Consider the following 20,029-nt stretch of genomic DNA (forward strand, 5'->3'; position numbering starts at 1 on the left):
ATCTGTCAGGCCAATTTCCACACTTAATGCGCGATCAATCCCCTAATTAACCCTGCGGTTCGGAACATATTGATTCGCAACAAAAACGGCCCCGCACTGTCGTGCGGGGCCGAAATTCATGCTTGGGATACTGCCTTGGCTTAGTCGCCCGACTTCAGCGCTGCACCCAGGATGTCGCCCAGCGACGCGCCCGAGTCGGAAGAACCGTACTGTTCCACGGCCTCTTTTTCTTCGGCGATCTCGCGCGCCTTGATCGACAGGCCCAGACGACGGGTCTTGCTGTCGACGTTGGTGACGCGGACGTCGACCTTGTCACCGACCGAGAAACGCTCGGGGCGCTGTTCGGCACGGTCACGCGACAGGTCCGAACGACGGATGAACGACTTCATGCCTTCGTACTCGACCTCGATGCCACCATCTTCGATCGCGGTGACTTCAACGGTGATGACCGAGCCACGCTTCACGCCGCCCACGGCTTCGGCGAACTTGTCACCGCCCAAGGCTTTGATCGACAGCGAGATACGCTCTTTTTCCACGTCAACTTCCGAGACAACGGCCGAAACCATGTCGCCTTTGCGGTAGTTCTGGATCGCATCCTCGCCACGCTCGTCCCAGGACAGGTCCGACAGGTGAACCATGCCGTCGATGTCGCCTTCGAGGCCAATGAACAGACCGAATTCGGTGATGTTCTTGACTTCGCCTTCGACCTCGGTGCCCTCGGGGTGTGTTTCTGCAAACACTTCCCATGGGTTGCGCTGAGTCTGCTTCAGGCCCAGAGACACGCGACGCTTGGCGCCGTCGATTTCCAGAACCATGACGTCGACTTCCTGGCTGGTCGAAACGATCTTGCCGGGGTGGACGTTTTTCTTGGTCCAGGACATCTCGGATACGTGCACCAGACCTTCGACACCGGCTTCCAGTTCGACGAACGCGCCGTAGTCGGTGATGTTGGTGACGCGACCCTGATGGACCGAGCCCAGAGGGTATTTCGCAGCAACCAGATCCCACGGATCTTCCTGCAGCTGCTTCATGCCCAGGCTGATGCGGTGGGTCTCTTTGTTGATCTTGATGACCTGAACCTTGATGGTTTCGCCGATCGTCAGGATCTCGGACGGGTGGTTCACACGGCGCCATGCCATGTCGGTGACGTGCAGCAGGCCGTCAACGCCGCCCAGGTCAACGAATGCACCGTATTCGGTAATGTTCTTGACAACACCCTCGACGGTCTGACCTTCGGACAGGTTGCCGATAACCTCGGCACGCTGTTCGGCACGCGATTCTTCCAGAATTGCGCGACGCGAAACAACGATGTTGCCACGGCGGCGGTCCATTTTCAGAATCTGGAAAGGCTGCTTCAGCCCCATCAGCGGGCCAGCGTCGCGCACGGGGCGGACATCAACCTGCGAGCCGGGCAGGAACGCAACTGCGCCACCCAGATCGACGGTGAAACCACCTTTGACCCGACCAAAGATTGCACCTTCGACGCGCTGGTCGTCGGCATATGCTTTTTCCAGACGGTCCCATGCCTCTTCACGGCGGGCCATCTCGCGCGAGATGACGGCTTCGCCACGGGCGTTTTCTGCGGCACGCAGGTAAACTTCGACCTCGTCACCTACAGCGATTTCAGGGGCTTCGCCGGGATTTGCGAATTCTTTCAGATCAACGCGGCCTTCCATTTTGTAGCCGACGTCGATGATGGCCTGGCCGGCTTCGATCGCCAGAACCTTGCCTTTGACAACAGAACCCTCTTCGGGTGTGTCCATTTCGAAGCTTTCATTCAGGAGGGCTTCGAATTCCTCCATGGATGCGTTAGCCATGTGGCGTTGTTTTCCTTTACAATACGTTTTTGCTGGCCGAGCGGTTGTCTCCGCCGGTCTTGATTCATGGTGCCATCGGACGTGACCCGGTGCGCCCCTGAGCAAACAAACACAAAGGGCCGAGGTAACCCGGCCCTGCTCAGAAACGTCATCCGGACGTTGACCGCCCTTGTATCGACAGCGCGCGTATAGGCGGATTCCCCGGTATGTGCAAGGGCAAAGCCCATATTTTCAAGGTTTGGCGGCTCTGTACCCAGGCGCGTTGCCGGTTTTGAAGGTCCAAACCCCGGCATCGCGCCGCAGCATGGCCTGTTCAATTGCGTCCAGTCGCATCAACGCTGCGGAAGGGTTGCACGCGCCTCCGGCCCGGGTCCAGATTTTTTGCGCAGAAACGGGGCTCCACGGCAAACTTGCCGAGGCCAACCACTGGCGCAGCCCTGACGGCAGAGAATCGTAAACCTGCATAGGCGCCGCCTGTCGTCTCCGACGTTTGAGGGTGCTCCGCAAGTTCCGACCCTTTGTTTGCCCTTGTTTCTTCTGTTGTCGCAAAGCGGTCGCCTTTCACTATATATGTGATTACATTACATATTGATAAAACAGTTGGAAGTAAAAAAGACGGGGAGTTTGCACCCCGCCTTTCCTGCAAACATTCCCTGCGCGACGGGCAGGAAGCAGTCAGAACAGTTGCAAATCCTTTTTACCGCTTTGGATTTCAGCAAAGTTCGGCATGTTCTCGATGACCACAGGGGCTGGCGCCGTGCCCGGCATCGCCACTGTCGGCTTCATTGCCGCCGCCATTCCAAAGGCAGGTTGATCAAGTTCCCCCCGGATATCGCGCAACAGTGTTTTGTGATCCGGCATGGATTTAACGATCTTCGCCAGATCCATTTTCGCGTTCTTCATACCCTGGAACCAAATCGGTTTCTTCAACGGTCGAAGACGATCACGGATGCCTGAACCATAGCCCGTATCATAAACCTGTTTGCCCAAAAGAACGGTTTGATAAACGCGGCTGTCAAACAAAGTGGCGAACTCGATATCGTGATCCATCGGCAGGCGATACTGCCACAGTTCAAGATTTTCGGCCAATCGATCCGGTATCTTCATCTCGGTGCGCGCATCGATCCAGTATTGGTCATCGGTACGGTTGCCCAACCGATAGTGTAAACAGATGAATTCCAGTACCTCGTTATAAAGCTTGTCCATCTGCCGATTGTATCTGTCCCTCAGCGAAGGCTCGATGTCTCGCGTGGGCAAATGCTCGGCGAACCAGCGTATCGCATGGTCAATCATATGGATCGCCGTGCTTTCCAGCGGTTCAATGAACCCACCGGACAGGCCTATGGCCACGCAATTCTTGACCCAGGCATTGCGCACGCGACCAACGCGCATCGGGATCACGCGCGGTGTCAAACCTTTGCCGCTGTCACCCAGCCACTCAAGGTACTCGTCCGCCGCCTGGTCATCCGTTCGGTGTGCCGACGAATAGACATATCCTGTGCCCACACGGTTAAAAAGCGGCACGCGCCACGTCCAACCTGCGCCCAAGGCAGTGGATCTGGTGGCGCTTTCGATCTTGTCAGGATCTGGATGCTCGATCTGCAACGCCATGGCCCGATCATTGGGCAGGTAGTCAGAGTAATCCAAAAATGGCTCACCGAGTGCCTTGTTGATGATCAGCCCACGAAACCCGGTGCAATCCACGACCATCTCAATATCATGGCGGCCTTTTGCCTCGAGCATGAGATGACTGACATTGCCCTGTTCATCCAGCTCGACCGTTTGCACCTCATCCCGGATATGTTCCACTCCGCGCTTCGTGCAGACCCTGGTCAGCATGCCTGCAAACTTTACGGCATCCAGATGATAGGCATAACCAAACCGTTGTTCGAATTCCGGCTGCCCCAACTGACGCGCGCCCTTGCACAAACGGGCCAGATCATCATGCGGCGAGATAGACTGCGTGAAATCCCTGTCGCCATTGCCGAAGCGCAGGAAATACTCGGCAGCCTCCAGTCCCTCAAGCATCTGGCCGTGCGCAAAGGGGTTCATGTAGTCGATGCGATTGCCCTTGGCGTCATTGTTCCAATTGCAGAACTTCACACCCAGCTTGAACGATGCGTTTGTCTCGCGGAAGAAACTCCGCTCTGAAATGCCCGCCTGACGCAGCGTGACAGGCATCCGCGGAACCGTGGCTTCACCCACCCCCACGGTCGAGATGTTCGGGCTTTCGATCAGACAGATTTGCGGTCGATCCTTGGGCGCTGACGTGCGGGAAAACACCATGTCCAGGATCAGCGCGGTCATCCATCCAGCCGTACCGCCACCCACGATAGTGATTTTGTTCAAACGATTGTTCATGTAGTTTTGTCCCTGTTGGCTCGGGATTTTTTTGCTGCGCCCCTGCTTTTTGCGGGTTGTGTCGCAGCTTTCCCTTTTCGCTGGGAAGAAACTATAACAGCTTTCCTGAATCCATCTAGGGTCTATGAAGGCCCGGCCGCGCAACGTCGGCCAACCAGCAGGCGTCACGCCATTCCCATATTCACGGTGCAGGTCAGATCTCTTCGCCTTTCTTCAGCAGTTCTTCAATCAACTCACGTTGCAGATCGGTGCTGTCGCCGCCTCCGAACTCTGCCGCGCCACCGGAATACAGGGTGCCATATGTCCTGGCGATGTTCACAGTCTGGGCCAGCCCCGAGATCAGCTGATCTTTTTCCAACAGGGACAACGGGTGGATAAACGCAGCCCACAAGGTGCCATTGGCGATCGCGTAACGGGCATCCAGAGTGCTGTCGAAATTGGCCTGCATCATTCGAATCAAGTCTTCCTCCGACAGCGCCTCGGCGCTGCGGATCGGGACCATGGCCCGCATCCGATCCGCATTGGTGTCGGTGATGACCAAGACCTGTACCCCTGCAATCGTCAATTGAAACCCGGGGCCGCTCGGCTCTGCTTCGGGGTCAAGCGCGAAAAGAATGTTGCCCAGCCGTTCGTACGTCATGGGCGGCTCGGCTTCGGGTGGGCTTTGCACGGGCTCTTGCGCGGCAAGGCTTCGGGCAATGAAAACAAGAATGAGGGCTAATCGGATCATGATGGCACTCCTGCAGGCATTCTTTCAGCATAGGTACGCAAAACCACACTGACCAAACAAAGCTTGGTGAACGCGCCTTCTGGCCATTCAGATACTTGTACGATCTGCAATATTTGATGGCCTATCTGCGATTACACGTCCAACTTTCACCCCCTAACTATGTTTCACCGGTCGACGATCCGATCGACCCGAACCCAGAACCAAGAGGAAACGTGTAATGAAAACTATCGTCTTCACCGCCCTGGCGGCCGCCATCGCCCTGTCCACTCCGGCTTTTGCCGCGGACGAAATCAACGTGTCGAACGGCATCTCGGCCGCAGGTGCCCCGCTTGCCGCACATGGGGTCGATCTGGTTGCTTTGGTCAATGATGGCAACCCGGTCGAAGGCTTCGCCACCCACTCGGCGACATATGATGGCGCATCCTATTACTTCACCACCGCCGCCAACCTAGAGGCGTTCGTGGCCAACCCGGCGGCCTATCTGCCGCAGCATGGTGGGTTCTGTTCATTCGGCGTGTCGGTCGGCAAGAAGTTCGACGGAGACCCGGATCAGTACCTGGTCGCAGATGGAAAACTGTACCTGTTCCTGAACGCCGAAACCCGCGCGGCCTTCCTGAAGGACGTTCCCGCCACCACAAAAACGGCGGACGAACAGTGGGCAAATATCAAGAGCATCGCCGTAGGCGAGCTGTAAACTCCGCCCCTGCCTGCGACGTCAGCGCGTCGCGGGCAGTTTTGCGCTTATGATTTCAAGCGCTTTGGCCAATGCAGCCTCGATACTGAGGTCTGTTGTGTCCAGTCGCACTGCATCCTCGGCTGGCTTCATCGGCGCAGCGCTGCGCTCTGCGTCCCGCGCATCCCGCTCTTTAACATCTGCCAGAACCTGTTCGCGCGTCACGTCAGCACCCTTTGCGCTAAGCTCCAGAAACCGGCGTTCAGCTCGCACCTCTGGGCTGGCCGTTACAAACAGCTTCACCTCGGCATTGGGACAAATCACCGTCCCGATGTCGCGCCCATCCAAGACGGCACCGCCCGACCTTCGGGCAAAGGCGCGCTGAAAATCCACCAAGGCGGCGCGAACCTCGGGGATCACCGCCACTTTGGATGCGGCCTGCGCGATTTCAGCCGTGCGCAGATCACCCTGCTCAAGCTCTTCGGCGGTCAGGGCCTGCGCTGCTTCAAGCGCGCCAAACCCTTCAAGAGTACGCCGCCCAACGGCGCGATACAGCAAGCCGGTGTCCAGATGCGCGAACCCGAAATGCGCCGCAACGGCCTTGGAGATCGTGCCTTTGCCCGCAGCCGCAGGTCCGTCAATGGCGACAGTGAAGCTCACCTGCGCTCTACCTTTGCACCAAGCGACGCCATTAACGGTTCAAAAATCGGGAAGGATGTCGCGATCGGACCACCATCATCCACGCTTACCGGGTTCTGCGCGCCCATGCCCATCACCATGAAGGACATGGCAATGCGGTGATCCAGGAAGCTTTCGCACGTCCCGCCGCCGGGAACCTTGCCGATACCCAACCCTTCGACCGACCACCAGTCGTCACCCTCGTTGACCGTGACGCCGTTGGCGCGCAGACCGCGCGCCATGGCATCGATGCGGTCGCTTTCCTTCACCCGGAGTTCCTTCACTCCGCCCATCATCGTGGTGCCCGTGGCGTTTGCGGCAACCACGGACAAAACGGGATATTCGTCAATCATCGAGGCCGCGCGTTCAGGCGGTACGTCAATACCCTTCATGTCTGGCGAGTATTTCGCGCGCAGATCGGCAACCGGCTCGCCGCCCTCTTCGCGCTCGTTTTCATAGGTCAGGTCGGCGCCCATCTCGCGCAGCGTCGTGAACAGGCCCGCGCGCGTGGGGTTCAGGCCGATACCCGGCACCAGAACGTCCGAACCGGGCGTGATCAGCGCGGCGCAAACCGGGAAGGCAGCGCTGGACGGGTCGCGTGGAACGGCGATGACTTGCGGCTTCAACTCCGGGCGCCCCGTCAAAGTGATGACCCGGCCTTCATCGGTGTCTTCCACCGTAATTTCGGCACCGAAACCGGACAACATCCGCTCGGAATGATCGCGGGTCGCCTCTTTCTCGATAACCACGGTTTCACCGGGGGCATTCAGACCCGCCAGCAGGACGGCGGATTTCACCTGGGCCGAGGGCACCGGAACTTCGTACCGGACCGGAGTCGGGTCTGCCGCACCGACGATCGTCATGGGCAAACGCCCCCCCGAGCGGCCCACGGCCTGCGCGCCAAACAACGCAAGCGGATCCGTTACTCGCGCCATGGGACGCTTGTTCAGGCTGGCATCGCCGGTAAAAGTTGCCGTAATCGGCGAGGTCGCCATGGCACCCATGATCAGCCGGACTCCGGTGCCGGAATTGCCGCAGTTAATCACCTGATCCGGTTCGGCAAACCCGCCAACGCCCACGCCATGCACGGTCCATTCGCCGCCGCCATGATCTGTGACTTCTGCCCCGAAGGCCCGCATTGCCTTTGCGGTGTCCAAGACGTCCTCACCTTCGAGCAACCCCGATATCCTGGTCTCGCCTACAGCCATCGCGCCAAGGATCAGTGACCGGTGCGAAATTGACTTGTCGCCCGGCACCTCTGCCGTGCCGGTCAGCGGGCCGCAGGGATGCGAAGTCATCGGGATGGGCGTTCCGTGTCCGGACATGGGGGCTCCTTTTGCGCTATCAGTGCTCAAGCCGATTAGCGAATTGGCACCGGTTGGTCCAGCGGCAATCAGTCTTTGCGGCGGAAGGTCAGGTAATGGGGCGTGCGTCCTTCACGCAAGGCTTTCTGCTCGTAGCGTGTGGAAATCCAGTCGTCCCACGGCTCGCGCCAATCTGCGGGGCGCTCGGCCAGCCACTCGAACCCGGCGCGGGGGACTTCCTCCAGTGTCTGCCGCACATAGTCGGGGATGTCCGTGGCGACCCGGAAGATCGATCCGGGCTTCAAGACCTTTGCCAATGGTTCAAGATGTTCCGGCGTCACGAAACGGCGACGATGATGCCGGGTTTTCGGCCACGGGTCAGGATACAGAAGGAAGGCGCGCGATATACTGGCCTCTGGCAGCACGTCGAACAGGTCTCGGGCATCGCCGGGATGCACAGCAAGGTTATCAACCCCCGCCTGCCGAATTTTGCCCAGCAGCATGGCAACGCCGTTGATATAGGGCTCGGCCCCGATGATGCCGATGTCGGGGTTGCTTTGCGCCTGATGAACCAGATGCTCGCCGCCGCCAAAGCCGACTTCCAGCCAAACCGGTTTGCCGCCGAACAACGTGTTCAGGTCCAACGGCCTGCGTTCGGGGTTTGTATCCCAATCCACCGCACCGGGCGACAAAGCCGCCAGATCTTCGTTCAGATAGGTCTTTTGGCTGGGCTTCAGGGTCTTGCCCTTGAAGCGGCCATAGAAGTTTCTGCGCGGGCGTTGTGGGGTCTCGGTGCTCATGGCGGTCGCCATACTGCGCGCCAGAGAACGTTGCAAGGGCGAGCGGCACGCACAAGGAAAAAGCGCGCCCTCAAAGGCGCGCTTTGTGTTGTTCAGGTCAGACTGCGGATTTCAACGCATCGACCAGATCGGTGCGCTCCCAGCTGAAACCACCATCATCGCTCGGCTGGCGACCAAAGTGGCCGTATGCAGCTGTGCGCTGATAGATCGGCTTGTTCAGTTGCAGATGCTGGCGAATGCCGCGCGGTGTCAGATCCATGACCTCACCCACAGCTTTTTCGATAACCGCATCCGCCAATTGGCCGGTTCCATGTGTGTCGGCATAGATCGACAGCGGCTTGGACACGCCAATCGCATAGCTCAGCTGAATCGTGCAGCGTTCGGCCATGCCGGCCGCCACGACGTTTTTGGCCAGATAGCGTGCCGCGTATGCTGCCGAGCGGTCAACCTTGGTCGGGTCTTTGCCCGAGAACGCGCCGCCGCCATGAGGGGCCGCGCCGCCATAAGTGTCCACGATGATCTTGCGCCCGGTCAGGCCCGCGTCACCATCCGGTCCGCCGATAACGAATTTGCCGGTCGGGTTGACGTGCCATTCGGTTTCGGCCGACAGCCAGCCGTCAGGCAGGGTTTCACGGATATAAGGCTCGACGATGGCGCGGATGTCATTCGAAGATAGCGCTTCATCCAGGTGCTGCGTAGACAAAACGATCGAGCTGACGCCGACCGGCTTGCCGTCGCGATAAACGACTGACAGCTGCGACTTTGCATCGGGGCCCAAAGCAGGTTCGGTGCCATTCTTGCGCACTTCAGCCAGTCGCCGCAGGATAGCGTGTGAATACTGGATCGGTGCAGGCATCAGCGCCGGAGTTTCAGTCGTGGCATAACCGAACATGATGCCCTGATCGCCGGCACCCTCGTCCTTGTCATCCGCAGCGTCAACGCCCTGAGCGATATGGGCAGATTGTTCGTGCAGCAGGTTGGTTACTTCGACGGTTTCGTGGTGAAACTTGTCCTGCTCGTAACCGATGTCTTTGACACAGTCGCGGGCGATCTGTTCGATGCGACCCATGTAATCGTGCAGCTTGTCTTGATCAGACAGACCTACTTCGCCACCGATCACAACCCGGTTGGTCGTGGCAAAAGTTTCGCAGGCCACACGGGCTTCTGGTTCTTCATTGAGAAATGCATCAAGGACAGCATCCGAGATACGGTCACAGACCTTGTCGGGATGCCCTTCGGAAACGGATTCCGAAGTAAATGTATAGTTCTGTCGGGACATAAATGCGCTCCATTAGGGGTTTCTCCGCCACGCCAGGAAGCCGTTGTGACAGGTCACAGACGCATACGCTCGCTTAAAGATGGGGTCAATCTCTAATTATTTGCTCACGCGACGGATGTTGAACCACGCCAATGCAGCAAGAAACAATAGCAACCCAAGAACAGGGCTGTCCCCGATGCGGGAATAAACTGTTGGCTGATGTGGCTGCGGCAGGATCGCATCCACGTATCCCGCCTTGCCCAGCGCCAATGAGGCCGTGACCTGACCCAATGGGTCAATCATGGCCGATATGCCGGTATTGGCCGAACGGATCATCGGCAGACCCTGTTCAATTGCCCTCATCCGGGCCTGTGCCAGATGCTGAAACGGTCCCGAACGCGTTCCGAACCACGCGTCATTTGTGATCTGCAACAGAAAGTCCGCCCGACCCGCCGCCCCGTTCACATCTTGCGGGAACACGGCTTCGTAACAGATCAGAGGCAGCGCCCTTCCCAATTTGCCAAGGCCCAAGAGCTCGGGCCCCGGCCCTGCGCTGAATCCATGCCCCGTTGTGGCCGCCATCCCATAAATCCCAAAACGGCCCATCAACTCGCCAAAAGGCACATATTCTCCAAACGGGGCCAGATGGTGTTTGTCATACAGACCGCCCTGCTGCCCGGCTTCATCCAGATAGACCATCGAGTTGAAAATCCTCGGGCCGTCTCCACGCTGGATCCCCAAAACCACGGGCGTCCCCTGAGCGGCATCCGCAATGGCCGTCAAATACGGTTGCGCGCTGCCCAGCCAGGCTGGAACTGCGGTCTCGGGCCAGACGATCAGGTCCGGTCTGGGCAAAGCGGCGGAATATTCAATCTGACGGGCAAAGAACAAGGGCGCATATGCCGGGTCCCACTTTTGGTGTTGCGGCGCGTTGGGCTGAACGACACGAACTGTGTGCCGGCCTTCCTGAACCGTTGGCCGCATCGACGCATAGCCAATCGCCAGCACCGCCGCCGCAGCTGTAAATCCCAGTGGACGGACCAGTGCCCGCAAGCGTCTTTCCTGAATCAGTGCCGCCCCTATCGGAAACGCCACGGCAAATGTCAGCGCATTCAAGCCATACGGCCCCACCAGAGACAGCACTTGCGCCACGGGCGTATTCATCCAGATTTGCGCCACTCCGCCCCAAGGGAACCCGGTCAGCACGTATCCCCGGGCCAGTTCGGCCAGCGACAGCGTTGCGATCAGCAAAACGCCTTGCTGCATGGCGGTCGCGCCAACATGCCGCGCAAGTCGAAACGCAATTGCCCAGAACAGGGCGAGCCCGCCAGCCATGAACACCAGCGCAAACGGTGCCATCCAGGCGTGACGCTCTGCATCCACCTGAAAGGGCTCGATGATCCAGCTGAGCGCATGGGCAAAATAGCCGGTGGCGAAGAACCAGCCGATCCACCCCGCGCGAGCACGGGTTTCACTGGCGAGGAACACCGGAACGATCAAAACCAGTGCAACAACCGTAGCGCCCCAATACCCATGCGGTGCCTGGCCAAAAGCGCCGAAGGCGCCCAGTGCGGCGGCGGCAAACAATCTCAACGATAACGGCCAGCCCCGGACAGGCGTCATGCAGCGACGTCCGGCAGCATGACGCGCAACCGTTTGATGCGTCGCGGGTCGGCTTCGATCACTTCGAATTCCGGCCCTTCCGGATGAATCACGACCTCACCCCGTGCCGGAACACGCCCGGACAGCATGAACACTAGCCCCCCCAGCGTGTCGATGTCTTCTTCATCCACATCCTCGTGGCTGGTCAAGGATCTGCCGATCTCGGCCTCGAAGTCCTCAAGCGGCACACGTGCCTGCACAACGTAACAGCCCGGCTTTTCCTGCACCCAAAGCTGATCTTCGTCTGCATCGTGTTCGTCCGCGATCTCACCCACGACCTGCTCGATCAAGTCTTCGATCGTCAGCAGCCCGTCGACGCCGCCATACTCATCAATCACCAACGCCATATGGCGACGTTCGGTCTGCATCTTGGTCAGCAGGACACCGATCGGCATTGAAGGCGGCACGAACAAAAGCGTGCGCAACATGGATTTCAGGTCAAACTTGTCCGCACCGCCATTGAAACCATGGGTCAGCGCTAAATCCTTGAGGTGAACGAAGCCCAACGGCGTATCCAGCGTTCCTTCATAGACCGGAATTCTGGACAACCCACTGTCCCGGAATACGTCAGCCAGCTCATCCTTGGTGATGGTCGAAGGAACCGCGATGATCTCGGCCGTGGGAATGGCCACGTCTTCGACGCGCATCCTGCGCAGGTTCATCATCCCGTGAGGCCGAGCTGCCGCTGCGCTCTGCCCGTTCATCCCCGGGTTTTGCTGAGTCTCCTGACTCGAAAACGCATCGAAAATTCGGGAAATAAACCCGCTTTTCTCTTCTGTATCATTGCCGCTGTCCTGAGGTTGCGCGCTTTGCGCCGCCCTAGAACTGCCGTCTGTTTCGCCCATTACCTTGTTCCAACTGATCGGGTCACATGACCCACCTTATACCTTATATGGGTCATCTATACCCAACTTGCCAAGTATCTCGACCTCAATCCCTTCCATCAAAGCGGCGTCGGGGTCACGAATGTGATCATATCCCAGCAAATGCAACGTTCCGTGAACAAGCAAATGGATGACGTGATCGTCAATGTCCTTGCCTGCCTCATCCGCCTCACGCGCGCAGGTGTCGAAGGAGATCGCAATATCGCCCAAAGGAATTTCACCGGTGAAATCCGGCTTTGGCGGATGGGGCGCTTGCCCGGCTTCCTCCGGGGCCAAATCTTCTGCCGGCCAGCTCAGAACATTGGTGGCGGCTGGTTTGCCGCGAAACTCTGCGTTCAGTTCCGAAATGCATGCGTCATCGCATCCCAGAACGCTGATCTCGCAAAGTTCAGGGTCCAGTTCCGCATAGGACAGGACAGCGGATATCGCTTGCCGCGACAAAGCTTCAAGCCCTTGCCACCGGTCGTCTTCGACAGTGAGTTCCAGATTCATCTTATCGCACAAAAGCCCTGTGAATGAGCCTTGCAATCAAGTGGATTCCCGGCCCGCATCCGCCTCATACGCCTCGATGATCGCGGCCACAAGCGGGTGGCGAACCACGTCCTTGGACGTGAAATAGTTGAAACTGATGTTGGGGATCGTTTTCAACAGTCTTTCCGCATCCTGCAAACCCGACTGAACGCCGCGTGGCAAATCCACCTGAGACCTGTCGCCGGTGATTACCATGCGGCTGCCTTCGCCCAGACGAGTCAGGAACATCTTCATCTGCATGGTCGTGGCGTTTTGTGCTTCGTCCAGCACCACAAAAGCATTGGCCAACGTGCGTCCACGCATGAACGCCAGCGGCGCTATTTCGATTCGCTTTTCCTCAATCAACTTGGCCAGTTGCTTGCCGGGCAGAAAATCATTCAGCGCGTCGTACAGCGGCTGCATGTAGGGATCGACCTTGTCTTTCATGTCACCGGGCAGATAGCCCAATTTTTCACCCGCTTCGACCGCCGGGCGGCTGAGGATGATTCGATCCACATGCCCGCCAATGAACATCGACACGCCCACGGCAACAGCCAGATAGGTTTTCCCCGTGCCAGCAGGCCCAATGCCAAATGCAAGCTCATTTTGAAACAGTGACTGCACATAAGCTTTCTGGGCGTCCGTGCGCGGTTCCACCAGTTTCTTGCGGGTTTTGATCTCGACTGAACCGCCCTTGAACATTTCCAACTGATCGCCGTCGCGGCTGCCGGTCCCCTGTTCCGAACCACCCATCCGCAGTTCTCGGTCCACGTCCGCGGCCTCGACCTCGCGCCCGCCTTCCAAGCGCGCGTAAAGCGATTGCAGCACTTCAATAGCCTGCTTCTGGGCGTCTTCATCGCCCATCACGACAAGCTGGTTGCCGCGGCGTACGATCTGGACGGAAAGCTTGCTTTCGATGTCGGTCAGATTGCGGTCGTATTCGCCGCACAGGTCAATCAACAATCGGTTGTCGGGAAACTCTAAAAACGCCTCGCGTTGGGGCATTTCGTCTTGCGGTGGGGTCAGGGCACCGATGGCCAATCCGTTCTCCTGTCTTGGCGGTTCACCCCGAGCGTAGACAACAAATCTCGGTGGGCGCAAGCCACAGTTTCAAAAATAAGCCCGCGGATGACAAAAGCGCCGATCATACAAAAGAAAAAAGCCTGTCAGACGCGCATCAGAACGTATAGTTCAGCCCGAATCTCAAGCCGCCGTATTTCGGTGTGGACTTCGTGGAAAAGCCCGAACCGAATTGAACGTCTTCGGATTTGAACTGGACGTATTCGTATTCGCCGGTGACCGACCAATTGTCGGTCAGCTTGTGTTCGGCACCGATGCTTGCGGTATATCCGCCCCGCCGATCCGATGCCGAAAAGCTCTGTACTGTAGCTCCGGATGTGATGTTGTTGGTTGTTTCAACATCGCCCCACAGGTAACCGACGCTGAAAAAGTACAGAACCCGACCATTTCGGCTTGTCAGGCCGCTTCGATATTTGAGGGACAAAACGTCAGATATCTCTGCCCCACCCTCAACGTTCGAACCGCCGATCTGGGCCCTGACACTGTCGTCCAAGGATCCGAAATCATAACTGACTTCAAAACCATAGACGAAATCACGCCCCCACCTTGAAGGCAGAACACCACGCCAACCACCACGAAAGCCGCCGTATGCGCCGGATACGTTCAGCTCGCCAATATCAAACAGCCCGGCGGGCGTTCTCAGACCAAATCGATCGTCCCAGCCTGAGGCGTAGCCGCCAGCAATCCCCAGGTAAAATGCACTGACGTCACTGCTGAACTTCTTGGGGCTGATAACGACAGGATCGGTTGTCGTGCCCTTCAGGTCTCCGGCAATCGTCGCGCTGGCAAAAAAAGTAACAACCGAGGCCAAAGGCAAGGTTTTCACTAGGCTCAGGGTCCTGAAGCTGTTCAAGATTGGCACTCGTACCTCCATCACTCCGATCTTTAGATCGGCGTATAATCGTTTTTTGACGCAATAACGGCGCCTGAAAAACATGGCTCCTCTCGGAGCATAGTTCCAAGCAATAAATCAAGGGTAAATTTTGGAAACAAACACCAACTATGGGGTCTGAACGGCGGGATCTTACCGAGTCAGAGCAGCTCACCCGCCAAAGAGTTGGCGCCCGAGTCGGTGATCCGGACCTCTTTCAGATCACCAACGGCAATCTCGGGCCCTTTCACATGCACCGAATGCAGATACTCGGATTTTCCGACCATCTGGCCCGGCAGGCGGCCCGGTTTTTCAAACAAAACGCGGACTGTACGACCGACCATACCGTCCTGAATTTCCCTTTGGTGCCGTGTGATAAGGGCCTGAAGGCGCTGCAATCGATCATCCGCCGCAGCCGGATCAACCTGAGCCCGCTCGGCCGCTGGTGTTCCCGGGCGTGTGGAATACTTGAAGGAATAGGCGTAGCCGTATTTGACCTCTTCAACCAAATCCATCGTTGCCTGAAAATCCTCTTCGGTTTCTTCTGGGAAGCCGACGATGAAGTCCCCCGACATCACAATATCCGGGCGCGCCGCACGAATGCGTTCGATCAGGCGCAGATAGCTTTCTGCCGTGTGGCTGCGATTCATTCGCTTGAGGATACGGTCCGAGCCCGACTGAACCGGCAGGTGCAGATACGGCATCAGTTTCTCACAGCTGCCATGTGCCTCGATCAGGTCGTCGGCCATGTCATTGGGGTGCGACGTGGTGAAACGAATACGTTCCAGCCCGTCAACCTTGTTCAGTTCCCAGATCAGCCCGGCCAGGGTCATGTCTCCGTCGGGGCCGGCCCCGTGATAGGCGTTCACGTTCTGACCCAACAGCGTGATCTCGCGCACGCCGCGTTCAACCAGATCATGGGCTTCGCGGATGATGCGATCAGCGGGGCGGCTGACTTCGGCCCCACGCGTATAAGGCACCACGCAGAAGGCGCAGAACTTGTCGCACCCTTCCTGAACGGTCAGAAACGCCGTCGGGCCGCGTTTGGCCTTGGGACGGTTTTTCAGTTTTTCAAACTTGTCTTCCTCGGGGAAATCGGTGTCCAGCGCCTTTTCGCCCGCACGGGTCTTGGCCTCCATCTCGGGCAGACGGTGATAGCTTTGCGGGCCGACGACCAGATCGACCAGCGGTTGGCGGCGCATGATTTCTTCACCTTCGGCCTGCGCAACACAGCCTGCCACACCGATTTTCAGGTCAGGCTTTTCGGCTTTCAGACCCTTGAAGCGACCGAGTTCCGAATACACTTTCTCAGCCGCTTTTTCGCGGATGTGACAAGTGTTCAGCAGAATCATGTCGGCATCGTCAGGCGTTTTGGTTTCGACATAGCCCTGCCCGCCCAGCGCCTCGGACATGCGTTCACTGTCATAGACGTTCATCTGACAGCCATAAGTCTTGATAAACAGCTTCTTCGGTTCAGACATGGGACGGGCCTTTGCATTCGCTGGATCGGCGTCATCTATACGCTTCGAACGCCGCTTGCAATGCGGGCGCAATTACCCGAATTTGGCAGGACTTTCCAGCAAGGCCGGACCCAAAAGCACCCGATGACGTACGATTCCCTCGACCATTTCCTGAAATCGGGACAGGCCGCACTGGCCAAAGGCCCCGTAGCATTGATTTTTGCCGAGGACGACGTCGAGTTGGCCAGCACGCTGCACCATCATCTGAGGCTGGGTTTCAAATCCGTCATCGTCTTTGCACCGGACGAGTTTCATCTGACAGAGGACCTGTCCGCCACGGTGCATCGGGTCAATTTGAAATGTGTTCCCCGGCTGGTCGTGTTCGAAACCATAAACAGGATCATTCAGGCCGCACCCGGCATCTGGATGTATTATTGCTACAACGCCGAATACCTGTTCTTTCCCTACTGCGAAACGCGCAGCGTGGGCGAGATGCTTGTCTTTCATGGTGAAGAGCGTCGCAATGCGATGCTCAGCTATGTCATTGACCTGTACGCCGAGGATCTGACCGCACATCCCAATGGCGTGGCCCCCGATCAGGCCATGTTCGACAGTGTTGGCTATTATGCCCATACCCGCCACGACCCAAGCGGCCAACCGCTGGACCGTCAGGTGGATCTTTCGGGCGGGTTGCGGTGGCGGTTCGAGGACCACATTCCCTACGAACGTCGCAGGATCGACCGCATCGCATTGTTCAAAGCACAAAAAAACCTGGTGCTGAGACCCGATCACACTTTCAACGAACCGGAATACAATACCTATTCCTGTCCCTGGCATCACAACCTGACGGCCGCCATTTGTTCTTTCCGTGCCGCGAAGGCGCTGAAATCCAATGCAGGGTCAACCTTTGACATCCGAAGCTTTCGCTGGCGCAACTCGGTGCCGTTTGAATGGCAGTCCCGCCAGCTGCTGGATCTCGGGCTGATCGAATCAGGTCAGTGGTTCTGAGCCGGCCTGGCGCTGCAACAAGATCGGAAACCAATCCTCGCGCAGGCGCTGTCCCGGCGTCATGTCATGACCGGGAAACGGGGGCGAGGTTCGGCCGGGGCGCTCTACATACCGGGCATCGTCGCCCACCAGCCGCAGTGAAAAGGCGCGGCGACGGCTGTCCGACTGGTTTCCGCGCGCACCGTGCAGCGTGCGATAGTTGAAAGCGACGGCATCGCCGGGCTCCATCTCGAATTCGATGACCTTCATACCTTCGGCATCCGGATCCGGCACGGGGATGTACTGACCTTCATCCGGGAAAAAGCCGTCCTCGGAAACCCATCGGGTCGGCAGAACTTCTTTATCCCATCGGTGCGACCCGGCAACACACCGCAGCGTCGCCTGTCTGACCGGATCAAGCGGAGACCAGAAGCTGATCGTCTGCTGACCCTCGACGAAATAATATGGGCCGTCCTGATGCCACGGTGTCGCCATCGACGTACCGGGCTCCTTGACCAGCACGTGATCGTGAAACATCTGAACGCGTTTCGATTGCATCAGATCCGCGGCAACCTCAGCTGCGGGAGACGTCTCGATCACGTCGCGGAACTGCGGAATCCGGGTCCAATTGCAGTAATCATCAAAAAAACGACCTGTTTCACCCGCCTTCTTGTTTTCCGAAGCATAGGGACCGGGATCGGCCATATTCGCGGCCACACCATCGCGCAGTTGATCCACATGATCCGCAAACAGCCCTTTGACCAGTACGACGCCGTCGGCCTGATAAGTGTCGATCATCTGCTGAGTAACAAGAGGGTGTGGCATCGGAAGCTCCTGAAGTTTTTTTGCTTTTGACCGGAAAAATGTATTCTGTTCAAATCATATCTTTCGAAGTTATTATTAATCTCATGTTATATATTTCGCTGCGCCAATATGAATATGTCTGTGCAGTCGGGCGTCACGGCAGTTTGTCGGCGGCAGCCCAGCATCTCAATGTTTCGCAACCGGCCTTGTCCACTGCGCTGACGCGTGTTGAAGCCCATTTGGGGTATCCGCTGTTCGTTCGCCGCCGGGGTGCAGCCATGGCACTGACACCTCAGGGACGTACGTTCATAGAGAACGCCGAGGTCTTGCTGAAAAATGCTGCGCGAATCGAAACGTCCGATACCTCCGCGCCGGGCACCTCCAGGCTGAGATTGGGCTGCTTTACGGACCTGGCCCCCTTCCTTTTGGCCCCGGCCCTGCAACTTCTCCGCAACACGTTCACCGATCTCAACCTTACCTATGTGGCCGGGTCCTTCGAAGGGCTGCTGAATGGATTGATGGATGGCCAGATTGACATCGCAATCACATACGACCTGACCATGGATGCGGGGTTCGCCCGTACAAAACTGTTCGACAGCAGACCGAAGGCCTTGATGTCCCCGGATCATCCATTGGCGACAACCACAGAAGTCACCCTTGCAGCGCTGGAAGGTCATCCGTTGATTCTGTCTTCGGAAGGATTATCCGCCCAACACATTCTCGGCCTGTTCCGACAAAACGGGCTGCGCCCTACCGTCGCGCACCGGGCGGCATCCCTTGAGATTCAACGCAGCCTTGCCGCCCATGGTGAGGGAATCGGGATCAGCTATGCCAGCCCACCCAGCAGCTTCAGCTATGACAACAAGCATCTGGTCAGCGTACCGATTGCCAATCCGGACACAGCAGAATCCGTCGTTCTGGCGCGGCACGGCACAGGACCCTCTGACACGGTCATCGAAAAGGCCGAGCGAGTTTTGGTGGCCGGGCTGACAGGCGTTTAAGGTCTTTTACTTTTTGCGCAAGCGAATGACGACATCGACAGATGCGATTTCGACACCTTCCGGCGCCTCGGGAAGGCGCTGAATGACCAGCTGATCCGACGGCGCATCGCTTAGCCTTGCGTCGTCTTCCCAATAAAAGTGGGGATGATCATGCGTGTTCGTGTCGAAGTAGCTTTTCGATCCGTCCACTGTGATTTCTTGCAGCACACCCGCATCGCAAAAAGCACGCAAAGTGTTGTAGACCGTTGCCAGAGACACCGCATCGCCATTCGCCTTTGCCGATTCAAATAGGCTTTCTGCGGTGACGTGGCGATGGCGGCCGTCGCCCACCAAAAGCTCGGCCAGCGCCACGCGCTGACGCGTCGGTCGCAAGCCGGCATTCACCAGCCAACCTGTTGCGATTTCGCGGCTCTGAGGTGTCATCGATCCGATACCCATTATTCCTGCCTTTATATATAGGGGCGCATCACCGGCAATTACAAATGAAATTCATTCGCAAGATAAGAACCAACACAACATGATGTGGCGCGCCGCTCTTGCAGGACCTTGCAAACGGGTGTTAGACGAAGCCAGATGTAAAGACAGACCCCCGGCAGGAAAGGTGGCAGAATGGCCCAGTTCCCTAGCAGTTTTGACAAAGATGATCTGCTGAAATGCGCTCGTGGTGAGTTATTTGGCCCCGGCAACGCACAATTGCCCGCCCCACCGATGCTGATGATGGACCGGATCACCGACATCTCTGCCGATGGTGGTCTGCACGGCAAGGGCCATGTGCTGGCCGAATTCGACATCACACCCGACCTTTGGTTCTTTGAGTGCCACTTTCCGGGCAACCCGATCATGCCGGGCTGTCTGGGGCTGGACGGGCTTTGGCAACTGACCGGTTTCAACCTTGGCTGGCGTGGATGGCAGGGGCGCGGCATGGCCGTCGGCGTCGGCGAAGTAAAGCTGACCGGCATGGTGCGCCCGGACCGCAAGATGCTGACGTATAAAATCGATTTCAAAAAAGCGATTCAAACGCGCCGCCTGACAATGGGCGTGGCGGATGGCATTGTCGAAGCCGATGGCGAGATGATTTATGATGTCAAGGACATGAAGGTCGTTCTATCCGAGGCCTGAGCCTGAACGGTCTGAAACAAGGAGTGCGCA

Annotated in this window: 20 protein-coding genes and 1 riboswitch; of the genes, 4 read left to right on the forward strand and 16 right to left on the reverse strand. The window is 57.8% G+C overall.

All coding sequences use genetic code 11. The annotated features are described in order from the left end of the window. Positions 1–140 precede the first annotated feature (140 nt). The 4 genes from rpsA to I9185_RS16100 all read right to left on the reverse strand — a co-directional run bounded on the left by rpsA (position 141) and on the right by I9185_RS16100 (position 4,908). Complete coding sequence (gene rpsA, locus I9185_RS16085) at positions 141–1,817, reverse strand: 30S ribosomal protein S1 (protein WP_039532111.1); 1,677 nt, start codon at positions 1,815–1,817, stop codon at positions 141–143. A gap of 231 nt (positions 1,818–2,048) precedes the next feature. Beyond that, a complete protein-coding gene (locus I9185_RS16090) occupies positions 2,049–2,366 on the reverse strand; it encodes a DUF6525 family protein (RefSeq protein ID WP_280922547.1) in 318 nt (105 codons plus the stop codon). A 126-nt stretch (positions 2,367–2,492) separates the two neighbouring features. After that, positions 2,493–4,178 carry a tryptophan halogenase family protein gene (locus tag I9185_RS16095; RefSeq protein WP_171636759.1) on the reverse strand — a complete coding sequence of 562 codons (1,686 nt, stop codon included), beginning with the start codon at positions 4,176–4,178 and terminating at the stop codon, positions 2,493–2,495. 193 nt (positions 4,179–4,371) lie between these two features. Continuing rightward, positions 4,372–4,908 carry a hypothetical protein gene (locus tag I9185_RS16100; RefSeq protein WP_170344921.1) on the reverse strand — a complete coding sequence of 179 codons (537 nt, stop codon included), beginning with the start codon at positions 4,906–4,908 and terminating at the stop codon, positions 4,372–4,374. A 217-nt stretch (positions 4,909–5,125) separates the two neighbouring features. On the opposite strand from I9185_RS16100, the gene I9185_RS16105 reads away from it, so the two are divergent. Then, complete coding sequence (locus I9185_RS16105) at positions 5,126–5,602, forward strand: YHS domain-containing (seleno)protein (protein ID WP_210093552.1); 477 nt, start codon at positions 5,126–5,128, stop codon at positions 5,600–5,602. Positions 5,603–5,623: 21 nt separating this feature from the next. Here the strand turns inward: I9185_RS16105 and cmk are convergent, their stop codons facing one another. The 10 genes from cmk to miaB form a co-directional block, all read right to left on the reverse strand. Further along, positions 5,624–6,241, reverse strand: a complete 618-nt coding sequence (gene cmk / locus I9185_RS16110; RefSeq protein WP_171636757.1) for a (d)CMP kinase — start codon at positions 6,239–6,241, stop codon at positions 5,624–5,626. Then, positions 6,238–7,584, reverse strand: coding sequence for a 3-phosphoshikimate 1-carboxyvinyltransferase (gene aroA / locus I9185_RS16115; RefSeq protein ID WP_210093553.1), 1,347 nt, complete (start codon positions 7,582–7,584; stop codon positions 6,238–6,240). The genes cmk and aroA overlap by 4 nt, the downstream gene beginning before the upstream one ends. Before the next feature lie 68 nt (positions 7,585–7,652). Beyond that, complete coding sequence (trmB, locus tag I9185_RS16120; protein WP_171724476.1) at positions 7,653–8,363, reverse strand: tRNA (guanosine(46)-N7)-methyltransferase TrmB; 711 nt, start codon at positions 8,361–8,363, stop codon at positions 7,653–7,655. A gap of 97 nt (positions 8,364–8,460) precedes the next feature. Further along, positions 8,461–9,642: a methionine adenosyltransferase gene (gene metK, locus I9185_RS16125; RefSeq protein WP_210093554.1), complete on the reverse strand. Its 1,182-nt coding sequence runs from the start codon at positions 9,640–9,642 to the stop codon at positions 8,461–8,463. A 5-nt stretch (positions 9,643–9,647) separates the two neighbouring features. Further along, positions 9,648–9,697, reverse strand: a riboswitch (SAM-SAH riboswitch). 41 nt (positions 9,698–9,738) lie between these two features. Then, positions 9,739–11,244 (reverse strand): apolipoprotein N-acyltransferase, encoded by a 1,506-nt coding sequence (lnt, locus tag I9185_RS16130; RefSeq protein WP_210093555.1) that lies wholly within the window; start codon positions 11,242–11,244, stop codon positions 9,739–9,741. Beyond that, the gene (locus I9185_RS16135; RefSeq protein WP_171636747.1) at positions 11,241–12,128 is read right to left on the reverse strand and encodes a hemolysin family protein; all 888 of its coding nucleotides are present in this window, start codon (positions 12,126–12,128) and stop codon (positions 11,241–11,243) included. Before I9185_RS16135 ends, lnt begins: the two co-directional genes overlap by 4 nt. Before the next feature lie 36 nt (positions 12,129–12,164). Then, positions 12,165–12,659, reverse strand: a complete 495-nt coding sequence (gene ybeY, locus I9185_RS16140; RefSeq protein ID WP_210093556.1) for an rRNA maturation RNase YbeY — start codon at positions 12,657–12,659, stop codon at positions 12,165–12,167. 36 nt (positions 12,660–12,695) lie between these two features. Then, positions 12,696–13,718, reverse strand: a complete 1,023-nt coding sequence (locus tag I9185_RS16145) for a PhoH family protein (protein ID WP_210093557.1) — start codon at positions 13,716–13,718, stop codon at positions 12,696–12,698. A 136-nt stretch (positions 13,719–13,854) separates the two neighbouring features. Beyond that, complete coding sequence (locus I9185_RS16150; RefSeq protein WP_348539748.1) at positions 13,855–14,619, reverse strand: outer membrane beta-barrel protein; 765 nt, start codon at positions 14,617–14,619, stop codon at positions 13,855–13,857. Between the two features lie 170 nt (positions 14,620–14,789). Further along, a complete protein-coding gene (miaB, locus tag I9185_RS16155) occupies positions 14,790–16,109 on the reverse strand; it encodes a tRNA (N6-isopentenyl adenosine(37)-C2)-methylthiotransferase MiaB (protein ID WP_171636739.1) in 1,320 nt (439 codons plus the stop codon). A 123-nt stretch (positions 16,110–16,232) separates the two neighbouring features. On the opposite strand from miaB, the gene I9185_RS16160 reads away from it, so the two are divergent. Then, positions 16,233–17,096: a hypothetical protein gene (locus tag I9185_RS16160; protein ID WP_210093559.1), complete on the forward strand. Its 864-nt coding sequence runs from the start codon at positions 16,233–16,235 to the stop codon at positions 17,094–17,096. Here the strand turns inward: I9185_RS16160 and I9185_RS16165 are convergent. After that, positions 17,079–17,900 carry a phytanoyl-CoA dioxygenase family protein gene (locus I9185_RS16165; protein ID WP_210093560.1) on the reverse strand — a complete coding sequence of 274 codons (822 nt, stop codon included), beginning with the start codon at positions 17,898–17,900 and terminating at the stop codon, positions 17,079–17,081. The two genes, I9185_RS16160 and I9185_RS16165, sit on opposite strands and share 18 nt — an antisense overlap. An 83-nt stretch (positions 17,901–17,983) precedes the next feature. Here I9185_RS16165 and I9185_RS16170 point away from each other — a divergent pair, with 83 nt between their 5' ends. Next, entirely contained in the window at positions 17,984–18,880 is an 897-nt protein-coding gene (locus tag I9185_RS16170; protein WP_210093561.1) for a LysR family transcriptional regulator, read from the forward strand. A 6-nt stretch (positions 18,881–18,886) separates the two neighbouring features. Here I9185_RS16170 and irrA read toward each other — a convergent pair whose 3' ends face one another. Beyond that, positions 18,887–19,303 (reverse strand): iron response transcriptional regulator IrrA, encoded by a 417-nt coding sequence (irrA, locus tag I9185_RS16175; RefSeq protein WP_170344907.1) that lies wholly within the window; start codon positions 19,301–19,303, stop codon positions 18,887–18,889. A 186-nt stretch (positions 19,304–19,489) separates the two neighbouring features. Here irrA and fabA point away from each other — a divergent pair, with 186 nt between their 5' ends. Then, positions 19,490–19,999 (forward strand): bifunctional 3-hydroxydecanoyl-ACP dehydratase/trans-2-decenoyl-ACP isomerase, encoded by a 510-nt coding sequence (fabA, locus tag I9185_RS16180; RefSeq protein ID WP_152457158.1) that lies wholly within the window; start codon positions 19,490–19,492, stop codon positions 19,997–19,999. The last annotated feature ends 30 nt before the right edge of the window (positions 20,000–20,029 follow it).

It is taken from the genome of Ruegeria sp. HKCCSP346 (genome assembly GCF_017872595.1).
GTDB lineage: Bacteria > Pseudomonadota > Alphaproteobacteria > Rhodobacterales > Rhodobacteraceae > Ruegeria.

What these genes read in the sequence shown, in the direction of transcription:
- rpsA (WP_039532111.1), bottom strand. Translation starts at nt 1,817, where the DNA reads ATGGCTAACGCATCCATGGAGGAATTCGAAGCCCTCCTGAATGAAAGC.
- I9185_RS16095 (WP_171636759.1), bottom strand. Translation starts at nt 4,178, where the DNA reads ATGAACAATCGTTTGAACAAAATCACTATCGTGGGTGGCGGTACGGCT.
- I9185_RS16100 (WP_170344921.1), bottom strand. Translation starts at nt 4,908, where the DNA reads ATGATCCGATTAGCCCTCATTCTTGTTTTCATTGCCCGAAGCCTTGCC.
- I9185_RS16105 (WP_210093552.1), top strand. Translation starts at nt 5,126, where the DNA reads ATGAAAACTATCGTCTTCACCGCCCTGGCGGCCGCCATCGCCCTGTCC.
- aroA (WP_210093553.1), bottom strand. Translation starts at nt 7,584, where the DNA reads ATGTCCGGACACGGAACGCCCATCCCGATGACTTCGCATCCCTGCGGC.
- trmB (WP_171724476.1), bottom strand. Translation starts at nt 8,363, where the DNA reads ATGAGCACCGAGACCCCACAACGCCCGCGCAGAAACTTCTATGGCCGC.
- metK (WP_210093554.1), bottom strand. Translation starts at nt 9,642, where the DNA reads ATGTCCCGACAGAACTATACATTTACTTCGGAATCCGTTTCCGAAGGG.
- lnt (WP_210093555.1), bottom strand. Translation starts at nt 11,244, where the DNA reads ATGACGCCTGTCCGGGGCTGGCCGTTATCGTTGAGATTGTTTGCCGCC.
- I9185_RS16135 (WP_171636747.1), bottom strand. Translation starts at nt 12,128, where the DNA reads ATGGGCGAAACAGACGGCAGTTCTAGGGCGGCGCAAAGCGCGCAACCT.
- ybeY (WP_210093556.1), bottom strand. Translation starts at nt 12,659, where the DNA reads ATGAATCTGGAACTCACTGTCGAAGACGACCGGTGGCAAGGGCTTGAA.
- miaB (WP_171636739.1), bottom strand. Translation starts at nt 16,109, where the DNA reads ATGTCTGAACCGAAGAAGCTGTTTATCAAGACTTATGGCTGTCAGATG.
- I9185_RS16160 (WP_210093559.1), top strand. Translation starts at nt 16,233, where the DNA reads ATGACGTACGATTCCCTCGACCATTTCCTGAAATCGGGACAGGCCGCA.
- I9185_RS16165 (WP_210093560.1), bottom strand. Translation starts at nt 17,900, where the DNA reads ATGCCACACCCTCTTGTTACTCAGCAGATGATCGACACTTATCAGGCC.
- I9185_RS16170 (WP_210093561.1), top strand. Translation starts at nt 17,984, where the DNA reads ATGTTATATATTTCGCTGCGCCAATATGAATATGTCTGTGCAGTCGGG.
- irrA (WP_170344907.1), bottom strand. Translation starts at nt 19,303, where the DNA reads ATGACACCTCAGAGCCGCGAAATCGCAACAGGTTGGCTGGTGAATGCC.
- fabA (WP_152457158.1), top strand. Translation starts at nt 19,490, where the DNA reads ATGGCCCAGTTCCCTAGCAGTTTTGACAAAGATGATCTGCTGAAATGC.